This window comes from Pantoea sp. BJ2 (assembly GCF_040255075.1).
In the GTDB taxonomy this organism is placed as follows: domain Bacteria; phylum Pseudomonadota; class Gammaproteobacteria; order Enterobacterales; family Enterobacteriaceae; genus Pantoea; species Pantoea leporis.
In genome coordinates, this window is sequence record NZ_CP158292.1 from 2,196,840 (window position 1) to 2,210,577 (window position 13,738).

At 51.7% G+C, this 13,738-nt stretch carries 13 protein-coding genes; 2 read left to right on the forward strand and 11 right to left on the reverse strand.

Translation table 11 applies throughout. The features are described 5' to 3' along the window. Positions 1-176: 176 nt before the first annotated feature. Positions 177-875 carry an L-ribulose-5-phosphate 4-epimerase gene (araD, locus tag AAF463_RS10100; RefSeq protein WP_350260676.1) on the reverse strand — a complete coding sequence of 233 codons (699 nt, stop codon included), beginning with the start codon at positions 873-875 and terminating at the stop codon, positions 177-179. A 246-nt stretch (positions 876-1,121) separates the two neighbouring features. Here araD and osmB point away from each other — a divergent pair, with 246 nt between their 5' ends. After that, a complete protein-coding gene (gene osmB, locus AAF463_RS10105) occupies positions 1,122-1,340 on the forward strand; it encodes an osmotically-inducible lipoprotein OsmB (protein WP_008106509.1) in 219 nt (72 codons plus the stop codon). 68 nt (positions 1,341-1,408) lie between these two features. Here the strand turns inward: osmB and yciH are convergent, their stop codons facing one another. The 5 genes from yciH to pgpB form a co-directional block, all read right to left on the reverse strand. Beyond that, positions 1,409-1,732 carry a stress response translation initiation inhibitor YciH gene (yciH, locus tag AAF463_RS10110; protein WP_110866244.1) on the reverse strand — a complete coding sequence of 108 codons (324 nt, stop codon included), beginning with the start codon at positions 1,730-1,732 and terminating at the stop codon, positions 1,409-1,411. Further along, positions 1,732-2,439: an orotidine-5'-phosphate decarboxylase gene (gene pyrF, locus AAF463_RS10115; protein ID WP_350260677.1), complete on the reverse strand. Its 708-nt coding sequence runs from the start codon at positions 2,437-2,439 to the stop codon at positions 1,732-1,734. Before pyrF ends, yciH begins: the two co-directional genes overlap by 1 nt. 202 nt (positions 2,440-2,641) lie before the next feature. Further along, positions 2,642-3,811, reverse strand: coding sequence for a lipopolysaccharide assembly protein LapB (gene lapB / locus AAF463_RS10120; protein WP_110866246.1), 1,170 nt, complete (start codon positions 3,809-3,811; stop codon positions 2,642-2,644). A gap of 6 nt (positions 3,812-3,817) precedes the next feature. Then, positions 3,818-4,123, reverse strand: coding sequence for a LapA family protein (locus AAF463_RS10125; protein WP_137385878.1), 306 nt, complete (start codon positions 4,121-4,123; stop codon positions 3,818-3,820). A gap of 128 nt (positions 4,124-4,251) precedes the next feature. After that, positions 4,252-5,016 carry a phosphatidylglycerophosphatase B gene (pgpB, locus tag AAF463_RS10130; protein ID WP_101764272.1) on the reverse strand — a complete coding sequence of 255 codons (765 nt, stop codon included), beginning with the start codon at positions 5,014-5,016 and terminating at the stop codon, positions 4,252-4,254. Between the two features lie 228 nt (positions 5,017-5,244). Here pgpB and ribA point away from each other — a divergent pair, with 228 nt between their 5' ends. Further along, a complete protein-coding gene (gene ribA / locus AAF463_RS10135; RefSeq protein ID WP_097097212.1) occupies positions 5,245-5,838 on the forward strand; it encodes a GTP cyclohydrolase II in 594 nt (197 codons plus the stop codon). Positions 5,839-5,887: 49 nt separating this feature from the next. On the opposite strand, the gene acnA is transcribed toward ribA, so the two are convergent. From acnA to topA, 5 genes are all read right to left on the reverse strand, one after another. Continuing rightward, on the reverse strand, positions 5,888-8,569 hold the full coding sequence (acnA, locus tag AAF463_RS10140; protein WP_101764271.1) for an aconitate hydratase AcnA: 2,682 nt from the start codon (positions 8,567-8,569) through the stop codon (positions 5,888-5,890). 443 nt (positions 8,570-9,012) lie between these two features. After that, positions 9,013-9,192: a hypothetical protein gene (locus tag AAF463_RS10145; RefSeq protein ID WP_064738813.1), complete on the reverse strand. Its 180-nt coding sequence runs from the start codon at positions 9,190-9,192 to the stop codon at positions 9,013-9,015. Positions 9,193-9,195: 3 nt separating this feature from the next. After that, positions 9,196-9,354 carry a YmiA family putative membrane protein gene (locus AAF463_RS10150; RefSeq protein WP_071531660.1) on the reverse strand — a complete coding sequence of 53 codons (159 nt, stop codon included), beginning with the start codon at positions 9,352-9,354 and terminating at the stop codon, positions 9,196-9,198. A 493-nt stretch (positions 9,355-9,847) separates the two neighbouring features. Beyond that, on the reverse strand, positions 9,848-10,822 hold the full coding sequence (gene cysB, locus AAF463_RS10155) for an HTH-type transcriptional regulator CysB (RefSeq protein ID WP_350260678.1): 975 nt from the start codon (positions 10,820-10,822) through the stop codon (positions 9,848-9,850). Positions 10,823-11,015: 193 nt separating this feature from the next. Further along, positions 11,016-13,613 (reverse strand): type I DNA topoisomerase, encoded by a 2,598-nt coding sequence (gene topA / locus AAF463_RS10160; RefSeq protein ID WP_008106525.1) that lies wholly within the window; start codon positions 13,611-13,613, stop codon positions 11,016-11,018. Positions 13,614-13,738 lie beyond the last annotated feature (125 nt).

Sequence of the window (13,738 nt, forward strand, 5' to 3'; positions counted from 1 at the left end):
GGAGCCGGGACAAGGACGTCCCGTCTCCGCCGGTCCGTCAGGCAGACGAACGAAGTGAAGGTACCGCGTAAGCGGCGCGAGGACCGCCGGACCAAAAGTGCCCCCGGCCTGCGCGCTCACCATTAGCTTAATTAACTGGCATTACGCCAGCAGGCGTATATGTTTCAGAATTGACTTTAATTCTGCCCATACCAGGCATTTTTACCGTGCTTACGCAGGTAGTGCAGATCAAGCAGTGTTTGCGATATCGGCGGTAACTCAGTGCGCAGCTGCTCGGTATGCAATGCCATATAAGCCACCTCTTCAAGTACCACCGCACTGTGTACCGCAGCATGCGCATCTTTACCCCATGCAAATGGACCGTGGGAATTCACCAGTACGGCGGGGATTTCCGTTGGTTCAATTGCGCGCTGCGCAAAAGTTTCAATGATCACCTGGCCGGTATTCCACTCGTATTCCTGCTCAATCTCTTCGCGCTTCATCTGCCGCGTGCAGGGAATGGTGCCGTAAAAATCATCGGCGTGCGTGGTGCCTAACGCGATGATTTCACGTCCAGCCTGAGCCCAAATGGTGGCATGGCGCGAGTGCGTATGCACGATGCCGCCGATCTCTGGCCAAGCGAGATAGAGCGCGCGGTGGGTGGCGGTATCCGAAGATGGGCGCATTTTCCCTTCTATCACCTCGCCGCTGGCGAGATCGACGACCACCATATCGTCGCGCTGCATCTGCTCGTACTTCACGCCCGACGGCTTGATCACCAGTAAACCCCGATCGCGGTCCACCGCACTGACGTTGCCCCAGGTAAAGGTGACCAGGTTGTAACGGGGTAAATCGAGATTGGCTTCCAGCACCTGCTGCTTTAACGCTTCCAGCATCTTTTTTCTCCTGCGAACTGTGATAGCTGAATTGTGCGGAGCAGGAAGAAAAAGCGTTATGGATGGAACGGCTGTAAAAGCTGCGGAAAGTGGCTAAGGCGTTAAATGTGTGGCGCGGGTTGGTTTTGATGATTAAACAAGAAGTGGCTTGCAAACTCGCATTTTAGGACCGTTTTACCCTGCCGAGTGCGGTGTAACATCTATACTTATATGGTTACCACGGTGTTAACAATCAAGGAGAAGTTAATGACTACAACAATGAAACGTCTTACTGCTGCCGTATTGGCAACAACACTAGTTGTCGCGCTGAGCGGCTGTTCGAATTGGTCTAAACGCGACCGTAATACCGCAATCGGTGCGGGTGCAGGTGCCATTGGTGGTTCAGTGCTGACCAACGGTAGCGGACTTGGTACCGTTGGTGGCGCAGCTGTCGGCGGCATCATCGGCCACCAGATCAGCAAATAAATTATAATTATCAGGCTACGCAGCGCATCTACTTAACAACGGGCCACCTAAAAGTGGCCCGAACTGCTTCAACCGCCCGCCAGTTTGACTTTCATGCCTTTGGCTTCCAGCAGCGTTTTTATCAAATCGCGTTTATCGCCCTGAATCTCAATCACGCCCTCTTTCACTGCTCCACCGCAACCACACTTTTTCTTCAGTTCAGCAGCCAGTTTTTCGAGAGCGCTATCATCCAGATCGACACCGGTAATCAGACACACGCCCTTACCTTTACGTCCGCTGGTTTGGCGTTGAATACGCACGATGCCATCGCCTTTAGGTCGTGGCGCTTTCTCTTCTTCATGGGTGATACGACCGCTATCGGTCGAATACACCAATCGATTGTCCTGAGCCATTAAGCCTCCTGTAAACTTTGCAGGATTTGCTGCAGCGTGGCGGCCGGATCGGCGGATTGGGTGATCGGACGCCCGATGACCATATAATCCACGCCGGCGTGTTTTGCCTGCTGCGGCGTCATGATACGGCGCTGATCGCCCGCATCGCTGCCGGCCGGACGAATGCCTGGCGTAACCAGCGCGAAATCCTGACCTATCACCTGCTTAAAATGCGCGGCTTCCTGGGCCGAACAAACCACGCCGTGCAGGCCGCAATCGCGGGTCAAACGTGCCAGCCGCTCAGCCTGCGCGGCTGGAGATAAGGTAATGCCCAAACCTTTGAGGTCGTCTTCATCCATGCTGGTCAATACGGTGACGGCAATCAGCAGCGGCGCATCGTTGCCGAATGGTACCAGTGCTTCACGAGCCGCGTTCATCATGCGAGCGCCTCCGCTGGCATGCACGTTCACCATCCACACGCCAAGATCCGCCGCTGCCGCGACTGCATGTGCGGTGGTGTTTGGGATGTCATGAAACTTGAGATCGAGGAACACTTCAAAACCCCGTTCCTGCAGCGTTTTCACCAGCGATGGACCAAACAGTGTGAACATCTCTTTGCCCACTTTCAGGCGACACTGGCTTGGATCGATGCGGTCTACAAACTGCAGCGCGCTGTTGAGATCATGATAGTCGAGTGCCACCAGAATAGGTGAAGTGGTTACAGGCATAACGTTTCCTCAGTAACTGGCACCCGCAGGCGCGATGGACAAACGGCAAGCATTCTACCTGCGCAGGCCGGTGCCGACAATCACGCTACCGCCAGAACTTGCCTGTTTGACTGCTGGCTGCACGATGCCAGGGCAGTTTCTTAATCAAACTCACAAGTATGTTGTAACTAAATAGATGTAACCAGACGCGTGATGCGGCCATTTATTGGCCGTCGAGTCCACGGATGGGTTTAACTGAAGACCAGGCGCGACAAGATGGGCAATGCCAGTACAGAGCATGGGCAGTGAAGCCACATTTCTGGCAGCGATATCGCGGCTTAGTGCGGATCTGCTCGCCGACCATATCGCGCAGCACCATCAAGCTCTCTTTCGCACGTCCGTCTTCCGCTTCGTGTAAGTGGAAATCCATCAAACGATGAAACACACGCATCGTCGGATGACGCTGAAGCTGACGATTGATATACAGCTGTGCCGCTTCCGGTCCCTGCTGTTGCTCAAGAATATCAGAGAGATAAAGCTCTGCTGCGGCGCCGGTATTCTCGTCGACACAACGCTGTAAAAATTGCGCCCAGTTTTCGGGTTGGTTCAGGCGCTGGTAGCAGGTTTCCAGCATGGGTAACGTTTCACTCACCAGCTCTTTGTCCTGCTCCAGCACGCGCTGCAGTCGGCTGGCGGCTTTGGCGTACTCGCCCTGCTCCATCAAAATGCGGCCCATCATGATTGAGACGCGCGCACTTTGATGATCGGCTGACTCGCCCTTCTTCAGCAAGCTCATCGCCCGATCAAGGTCATCACTGCTTAATGCCTGCAACGCCAGCTCACAGTAAAAATGGGCAATTTCCCCTTTCTGCTTGTCTTTGCCGAGCTTAACCAGCTTTTCCGCCACGTCGATGGCTTTTTGCCAGTCGCTGGTTGCCTGATGAATCAACAATAACTGCTGCAACGCGCCAATACGGAAATCGGTCTCTTCAACCAGTTGCCCAAACATATCTTCGGCACGATCGTACAATCCGGCTGCCATGTAATCGCGGCCGAGTTGCTGGATCGCCAGCAAGCGCTGCTCGTAGCTGAGCGACGCACTTTCCATTAGGGATTGGTGAATGCGAATGGCGCGATCAACTTCACCACGCGAACGGAACAGATTGCCAAGCGTCAGATGCGCCTCAACCGTGCCGCTGTCCTCTTTCAACATGTCGAGAAAGAGATCAACCGCTTTATCCTGTTGATTGGAGAGCAGGAAGTTTACACCGGTCACATAATCGCGCGACAGGCGGTTCGCTTCCTGTTGCTTATCCTGGTGGGCACTGCGGCGGCCCATATACCAGCCATACGCCGCAGCAACAGGAAGAAGCAGAAACAGCAATTCAAGCATCGAAAATTAATCCCGACGACTGGCAGTTGGTGATGGGGTCACTGCAGTTGATTGTTCATTCTGTGCCTGCATACGTTTAAGTTTACGCTGCGCATTTGCCAGAGAAACACGTAAGCGTAACCAGAACAGGCCGCAAATCGCCCATCCCAGCAGGAATCCAGCGCCAAACAAGCTGGCGAGCAGTGTTGAAATGCGGAATTCGCCCTGCGCTAGCAGATAGTTAAAGGTGATGATTTGGTCGTTATGCGCTCCGAGCGTGACGGAGATAATGAAAATGACCAATACCACGAGAAAAATAAGCAAATATTTCACAATGCGTCCTGTCGAGAGGTTATCCAATAGAAGTATGCCAAAAAACCGCCGTCGATGCTGCTTATCCCCACATCAGTTAGCGCTTTTTTCTACAAGCACAATCAATCATATGGGGATGAATAGGCTGATTACAATCCATCATCACGTTGCGCGATCTCACGATGTTCCTCTGGTGGAATGGTGAGCGGGCCGCAGAAACGCTGGGCCAGCAGCGTAGCTACGGTCACCAATAACCAGGATATCAGCGTTGCCATCACTAAATCACGCGGCCAGTGCATACCCAGCACTAAACGGCTGCCCATCACCGCGGTCGCCCAAACGAATAATACGGCAACGGTGGCAAAATGACGGCGCGGCCATAACAGGCCGATGGCTAAAAGCGCCCAGCTGGCGGCAAACATGGTATGCCCGGAAGGAAACGCATAACCGGTTTCAAATGCCCAATGATTCTTCAGCCATTGCGGCAGCTGAGTGTCATTGGCCAGCAAAGTTGAGACCATTTCGCCACGCTGCTGGCGATGAAGCTGATAAAACTCATCACCGTTAATGCCATGACTTTTTTCCAGCCAGATGACGTAGGGGCGCGGTTCCTGCACATGCTCTTTGATTGAGGATTTGGTGTACTGACCAGCAAGAATCGCACCATTCATGATAAGAATGAGCAGAATCGCGGGTTTGAGCCGAAAGCGTAAACACCACAACACCCAGGCGCTGAGGATGATACTGGTGAGGATACCCCACGGACTGGTAACGGTTTCCGTCATCCAAAACAGCACGCGAAGTAGATTGCCGCTTTCCCCGGGTTGCCATTGCCAGTTAGATATCCACACGCCCAACGGCATCAACAACAATAAAAACGCCCCTAAGGTGGTGCGCTGAATGATTTTTAACATTCGCTTCCTTTTAGATCCGGATTAACAGGTGCGTTAAGCATAACTTTAGCTGAAAAAAGAATAACATACCTATTGCGGCTTGGATAATTGTGCTTTATCACTACAATCACTCTGACCGATTAACGGCAGCCGTTCGGGTTGTGGCACAATAGCGTAAGTTTCATCGGGCCACATGGCCCGTGCGTTATCATGATGATAGCGCATCCTCTGAAGGTTCTGGAGAGTCACATGCAGCTTAAACGGGTAGCAGAAGCCAAACTGCCCACGCCATGGGGAGATTTCCTGATGGTTGGTTTTGAAGAACTGGCAACCGGCCACGACCATGTCGCGCTGGTTTATGGTGATATTAGCGATCACAATCCGGTGCTGGCGCGCGTCCATTCCGAATGTCTCACCGGCGATGCCCTGTTCAGCTTGCGCTGTGACTGCGGCTTCCAGCTGGAAGCGGCGTTAACGGCGATTGCGGAAGAAGGTCGTGGCATTCTGATGTATCACCGTCAGGAAGGTCGTAACATCGGTTTGCTGAATAAAATTCGTGCTTATGCATTGCAGGATAAAGGCTACGACACGGTCGAAGCCAACCATCAGCTCGGTTTCGCCGCTGATGAGCGTGACTTCACGCTATGTGCAGATATGTTCAAACTGTTGGGCGTCAATGAAGTGCGCTTGCTGACAAACAATCCGCGCAAGGTTGAAATCCTGAGTGAAGCCGGTATCAATATCGTCGAACGCGTGCCGTTGGTTGTCGGGCGTAACCCGAAAAACGCGCACTATCTCGATACGAAAGCCGAGAAAATGGGTCATCTGTTGCCGAAGTCTTAAGCAGATTTTAAAGCAGATAAAAAAAGCCGGGAAATCCCGGCTTTTTCTTTTAGTTCAGCATGTTGCGGATAACGTAATGCAAAATGCCGTCGTTCTGGTAATAGGTTAGCTCGTTGCCCGTATCGATACGGCAGCGCGTTTCCAGCGTCTCCTGGCTGCCATCCGCGCGCGTCAGAATTACGGTTACCGTGCCACCCGGCTTAAGCTGCGACAGATTTGCCACATCTATAAACTCTTCACCCGTAAGCTGCAGCGTTTTACGCGTCACGCCAGCCGGAAACTCGAGCGGCAGAATCCCCATACCAATCAGGTTAGAGCGGTGAATTCGCTCGAAGGATTCGGAGATAACCACGCGCACGCCCTGTAAGCGCGGCCCTTTTGCTGCCCAGTCACGACTTGAGCCTGAACCGTACTCTTTACCAGCAATCACCGCTAACGGCACACCTTCCTGCTGATACTTCATCGCCGCATCGTAAATCGCCAACTGCTCGTTAGTCGGGAAGTGTTTGGTATAACCGCCCTCTACACCCGGCACCATTTCGTTACGAATACGGATATTAGCGAAAGTGCCGCGCATCATCACTTCGTGGTTACCACGACGCGAACCGTAAGAGTTGAAATCGGTGCGCTCAACGCCATGCGACAGCAAATAGCGTCCGGCTGGACTTTCGGCTTTGATGCTTCCCGCAGGAGAAATGTGGTCGGTGGTGACGGAGTCACCCAGCATCGCCAGAATGCGCGCGCCTTTGATATCCTGCACCGGCTTCGGCGTTTTCTCCATGTCGTCAAAGAAGGGCGACAGACGAATGTAAGTAGAATCACCATCCCAATCGTAGGTTGCCGCTTCGCTGACTTTGATCTGCTGCCACTCTGGCGTGCCGTTAAACACCTCGGCATACTCTTTGTGGAACATATCGCTGGTGACTTTTTGCACCGCTTCCGCAATCTCTTCCGGTGAAGGCCAGATATCCTTGAGGAAAACATCGTTGCCCTGGCGATCCTGGCCGAGCGGATCGGATTGCAGATTGAGCTTCATATTACCCGCTAAGGCATATGCAACCACCAGCGGCGGCGAAGCCAGCCAGTTGGTTTTAATTAACGGATGAATACGGCCTTCGAAGTTACGGTTACCCGAAAGCACCGCGGCAACCGTGAGGTCACCCTCTTTAATCGCGCTTTCTATCGCGTCCGGTAACGGGCCGGAATTACCGATACAAGTAGTACAACCGTAACCGACCAGATTGAATCCTAACTCGTCCAGATATGGCGTAAGCTGGGCCACAGCAAGGTAGTCGGAAACCACTTTGGAACCGGGTGCCAGTGAGGCCTTAACCCAGGGCTTGCGCATCAGACCGCGTTCAACGGCTTTCTTCGCCAGTAAACCGGCAGCCATCAGCACGCTAGGGTTTGAGGTATTAGTACAAGAGGTAATCGCCGAGATCACGACCGCACCGTCATCCAGCTGATAGCTTTCTCCAGTTTCGCTATCGCGGTAGCTCACGGTTTTATGCGGTTTTTGCGCCTGATTCACTTCCAGTTCGTTGCTGGCATCAAAGGCAGTAGGAACATCACCGAGTGATACACGATCCTGCGGACGTTTTGGACCGGCCAGGCTGGACTCGACGTCGCCCATATCCAGCGCTAGAGAGCTGGTGAACACCGGCTCATCACCCGCGTTACGCCACATACCTTGTTGCTTAGCATAAGCCTCAACCAGTTCAACCTGCTCCGCATCGCGGCCGGTGAGCGTCATATAACTCAGAGTGACATCATCGACGGGGAAAAAGCCGCAGGTCGCACCATACTCAGGCGCCATGTTAGCGATGGTGGCGCGATCGGCAAGCGGCAGGTCGGCTAAGCCGTCGCCGTAAAATTCTACGAATTTACCCACAACACCATGTTTGCGCAGCATTTGCGTAACGGTTAACACCAGATCCGTTGCGGTGATGCCCGGACGCAATTTACCAGTGAGTTTGAAACCGACTACGTCAGGAATCAGCATTGAGACCGGCTGACCAAGCATCGCCGCTTCAGCCTCAATCCCGCCAACGCCCCAACCCAATACGCCGAGCGCATTGATCATGGTGGTGTGCGAATCGGTGCCCACCAGCGTATCGGGATAGGCGATCTCTTGCCCATTCAGCGTCTCATGCCAGACAGATTTACCGAGGTATTCCAGATTGACCTGATGACAAATCCCGGTGCCTGGCGGAACTACGCGGAATCGATTAAAGGCTTTTTGCCCCCAACGCAGGAAAACGTAGCGCTCATGGTTGCGCTCCATTTCGAGGTGCACATTTTCATCAAAGGCTTTGTCATCACCGAAATGGTCCACGGTGACAGAGTGATCGATAACCAAATCTACCGGGGATAAGGGATTGACTTTGGCGACGTCGCCGCCAAGGCGTTTCACCGCTTCGCGCATGGCAGCCAAATCTACCACCGCCGGTACACCGGTAAAATCTTGCATTAATACACGCGCGGGACGATAGGCAATCTCACGATCGGCGTGAGCATCTTTTTGCCAGGCGACCAGCGCTTCAATATCTTCAAGCGTGACAGAATCACCATCCTGCCAGCGTAAAAGGTTTTCCAGCAGGACTTTCATCGACTTGGGCAAGCGATCGATATTGCCCAGTTGCTGAGCTGCTTTGGGCAAGCTGTAGTAATGATATTTTTTTGCCCGAACATCCAGCGTGTCCTGACTCTGCTCGCGTAACGTTAACGACATAGCGCCTCCATGTAAGTGAATCTTTTTTAAACCTCAGTGACTGCAAGGTTTAACTTAAAGATAGACTACATTGCCGTTAACGTTTTGATAACAACACGAATAGACACATTAAAACACAATGAAAAATGCCCCGACGTTTGTCAGGGCATTTATAAAATTCAGTATAATTTGAGTTAGGGCTTAAATCATCGCCCAAAAGGCGGCGGCCCAAAAAGCCAGGGAAAAGGTATAAACGCTCACCCAGGATAATGTCGATGTATTGATGTTCATCATTCACTCCCTCCCGGATTCCGGGCAAAAAAAGTCCACCGTCTTCAGCGTTGTACTGATGACACCGTTTTTTTAATGCTGAGTGTTAAAGGACGGGCTTTTAACTTGCCCACCGGATAATCCGGCAAAAAGAGGGACTAAACGACTAAATATAGTACGGAACGCATGCTGCGTTATTTCGACTTCATATCCATGAAGGATTCAATAAAGTTGCGCTGATTCTCGCTGAGTTCCCACGAAGTCGGAATGGTGACCTGAGGTTCAGTGGATACAACGTCTTTAACTTTGCACGCAGGCGTTTGCGGCTGACGTGCAGAAACCGGATGCTTACGACTGAGTGTATTTGCCCACATGGCTTAACCCCACATACGCCAAATCATTAACGCCACCACTACCCAGAACAGTGCTGAAGCAGCGAAGACAGTCATCCAAGCTTTGCGACGGGTATTACCAGTACGCTCAACTTTGGTGCTTTTAGTCCGGAAGCCCGGCTGTACAGTTATTCTCGTGTTCATAGTTTTTGATAATCACTCTCAATAAAACGATTGATGACAACGATTAAGATTTAGGACGAATCCTAAACTTGTTAAGACCGAAAATCCAGTTATTTTTATTGAGCACAACGATTAACGCTATTTATCAAAACGCCAAAAATTGATGAGATAAATTTAATTACCAACACAACTATTAATTAAAACGTTACATTGTAAATTTTGGTTAACAGCAAATTAGATCCAATCTAAATTTGAGTTTAATTTACCATGCCAGTTAAAAAGCCCTTCTTCATCAATTCTTAACTAGAGTATGGGAATATTCCTGGCGAGCTGCAAAGCAGCATCGTAAAAATTGTGTACTGATTCGCATTTAATAGATAACAATGAAAAAACATGTGACCCATGTTTCATTTACAAAAAAATAATGATTTTTTTTGAAGTACTCGTGGCGCTAAGCGCTAAGGGATTCCGAAGGTGCCCACTGGACACCTTGGCAAAAGAATGAGTTAGGAATTTACTTGGAGGGTAACTTGATGTCGCGGAACATGGCTTCGATGTCTTCATTGGAGCGCAATGCGACCGCCGCATCCACCACATCACGTGTCAGGTGTGGTGCGAAACGTTGAATGAAATCATACATATAGCTGCGGAGGAAGGTGCTACGTCTAAAGCCAATTTTGGTCGTACTATTCGTAAAGATTTCTGAAGCTTCTATACGCACCAAATCGGGGTCTGCAACCGGATCAACCGCCATACTGGCAATTACGCCAACGCCCAGGCCTAAACGCACGTACGTCTTAATGACGTCAGCATCCGTCGCGGTGAAGACGATGCGTGGCGTTAATCCGGCGCGATTAAACGCGGTGTCCAATTCTGAACGGCCTGTAAAGCCAAATGTGTAAGTCACTAACGGGAAATCCGCCAGCTCTTCTATCGTCACATTTGATTTACCCGCCAACGGATGATCTGGCGTTACCACAATGGCGCGGTTCCAGTGATAGCACGGCAGCATAATTAAATCGTCATACAGATGCAGCGCTTCTGTGGCAATGGCAAAGTCTGCATTGCCCTTTGAAACCGCCTCAGCTATTTGCGTCGGCGATCCCTGATGCATATGCAAAGAGACGCGAGGATAGCGCTCAATAAAGCCTTTAATCACGCCTGGCAGCGCATAACGTGCCTGCGTATGGGTAGTTGCTACATACAGCGAGCCTTTATCTGGCCAGGTGTGTTCACCAGCAACAGATTTAATCGCGTCAACTTTGGACAGCACTTCGCGCGCAATCCGGATAATCTCTTCACCTGCAGGCGTTACTTGCGTCAGATGCTTACCACTGCGCGCAAATATCTGCACGCCCAGCTCATCTTCTAACATACGGACTTGCTTACTGATGCCTGGCTGCGAGGTATATAAGCCTTCGGCGGTCGATGAGACATTAAGATTGTGATTAACCACTTCGACGATGTAACGCAACTGCTGCAATTTCATAGTTATATCTTCCTGGTAGCGACAGAGGTGCATTCCCGGCAGGCGTGTTTCCGCTTTAATTGCGGTGAGGGAGGGAAAGCGAGTCAGCGAAACGAAAAGTGTTCTATAACTACTATATCAGTTAAAGGAAGAATGTAGAACGATTAGCTATAAGGATAAGAGAAAGGCCAGCGAATGCTGGCCTTGCGGGGAATTACTTTTTCGCTTCCTGCCATTTGCCGTCAATATAGAACATTGACCAGCCGGTGGCTTTGCCATCCTTTTCGGAAGAGACGTATTGCTGTTTGGTCTTGCGACTGAAACGTACCATCGTCTTATTCCCTTCCGGATCGGCGGCTGGCGCTTCTGACAGATATTTCAGCTTTTCTGGCAGGCGGTCGGCAAAGCGTTGCAGCTCTTCCACCAGCGGCGCGCGCGTTTCACGTGATTTCGGGAAGGTATTCGCAGCAAGGAACACGCCCGCTGCACCATCACGCAACACAAAGTAAGCATCCGATTTTTCACACTGCAATTCTGGCAGCGGCACCGGATCTTCTTTTGGCGGCGCGACATCACCGTTACGCAGAATCTTACGGGTGTTTTTGCACTCGTCGTTGGTACACGCCATGTACTTACCGAAACGACCCATTTTCAGATGCATTTCAGAACCACACTTCTCGCACTCAACAATCGGACCGTCGTAGCCCTTGATGCGGAATTCGCCCTGCTCAATCTCGTAGCCGTCGCACTCTGGGTTATTACCGCAGACGTGTAACTTGCGCTGGTTATCGATCAGATAGCTGTCCATCGCGGTGCCACACTTCTGGCAACGACGACGAGCGCGCAACGCATTGGTTTCAGCATCATCGCCTTCCAGCACGTTGAGCACTTCATTTTCCGGGATCAGGTTGATGGTCTGCTTGCAGCGCTCTTTCGGCGGCAAAGCATAACCCGAGCAACCCAGGAACACGCCGGTACTGGCGGTGCGAATCCCCATAGGGCGGCTACAGGTTGGACAATCAATTGACGTCAACACCATCTGGTTCGGCTGCATGCCGCCCTCTTCCGGATCTTTCTCAGCATCATCTAGCTGCTGACTGAAATCACTGAAGAAGGAGTCGAGTACCGCTTTCCATTCGGCTTCATTATTCGCCACCTGGTCGAGGCTATTTTCCATGCGCGCGGTGAAGTCATAGTTCATCAGCTCGCGGAAATTAGACTCCAGACGGTCGGTAACAATTTCACCCATTTTTTCAGCGTAGAAACGGCGGTTCTCAACACGCACGTAACCACGATCCTGAATGGTGGAGATAATCGAGGCGTACGTCGATGGACGACCAATGCCACGTTTTTCCAGCTCACGCACCAGTGATGCTTCACTGAAGCGCGCCGGCGGTTTGGTGAAGTGCTGGCTTGGCATCAGCTCTTTAAGATCCAGCATGTCGCCAACATCTACCGGCGGCAGCGTCAGATCTTCATCATTTTTACGCAGCGCAGGCATCACGCGCGTCCAGCCATCGAAACGCAGCGTGCGGCCTTTGGCTTTCAATTTGAATTCAGCCGCGCCCACGGTCAGCGTGGTGGAGTCATACTGAGCCGGAACCATCTGGCAGGCAACAAACTGGCGCCAAATCAGCTGATAAAGTTTCTGCGCATCAGCTTCCATATCTTTCAGCTGCTCAGCCACGATATTCACGTCAGAAGGACGAATCGCTTCGTGCGCTTCCTGTGAATTCTCTTTGCTGGCATAGGTATTCGGCGCTTCTGGCAGATACTTTTTACCGAAGCTGCTCTCAACATAACCGCGCGCCATCGCCACAGCATCCTGGCTCAGGTTGGTGGAGTCGGTACGCATATAGGTGATGTGGCCCGCTTCATACAAACGCTGCGCCATCATCATGGTCTTCTTCACGCCGAAGCCCAAACGCGTACTCGCCGCCTGTTGCAGCGTTGAGGTAATAAAAGGTGCAGAAGGCTTGCTGCTGGTCGGCTTGTCTTCACGATCCAGCACTTCGTAACGCGCTTTCTGCAAAATCGCTACCGCCGCGTGAGTTTGCTCACGATTAACCGGACGGAACGCTTTGTCATTCTGATGCGTCACCTGCATGGCCAGATCGGCGCCTTTCGGCGTGGCGAAATCAGCATCGATTTCCCAATACTCTTCTGGCACAAAAGCTTTGATTTCGTGCTCGCGCTCAACAACCAGACGCACCGCAACCGACTGAACGCGACCGGCTGACAGGCCGCGGGCAATTTTCTTCCACAGCAGTGGCGACACCATGTAACCCACCACGCGATCCATAAAGCGGCGCGCTTGCTGTGCGTTGACACGTTCAATATTAAGCTCGCCAGGCTTGTCAAACGCCTGACGAATCGCATTCTTGGTAATTTCGTTAAATACTACGCGGCTAAAGCGCTTATCGTCCCCACCGATCACTTCCCGCAGGTGCCAGGCAATGGCTTCCCCTTCGCGGTCAAGGTCGGTTGCGAGATAGATGTGGTCTGCATCGGCAGCCAGGTTTTTCAGCTCAGCGACAACTTTTTCTTTGCCCGGCAGAATTTGATAATCCGCTTCCCAACCATGCCAGGGATCCACACCCATGCGGTTTACGAGTGCGGCTTTCTCATCCTTTTTAACCTTTTTTCCAGGTTTCGCTTTTTCCCCGTCGGCACTTTTACGGGCAGTTGAACCGCTGGTCGGCAAATCACGGATATGACCGACACTGGATTTCACCACGTAGTCATTACCGAGGTATTTATTGATTGTTTTGGCCTTTGCCGGGGACTCAACGATTACGAGTGATTTACCCATATGTACCTTTACCTAAATGAAACGTCCTGATAAACGGGAGAGAATTGGAGGTCCCAAAACCCAATGGGTTCAATATTGCTGCCGGCATTTCGCATTTCAAGGCAGCAGGGATAATCTCAGGTCAG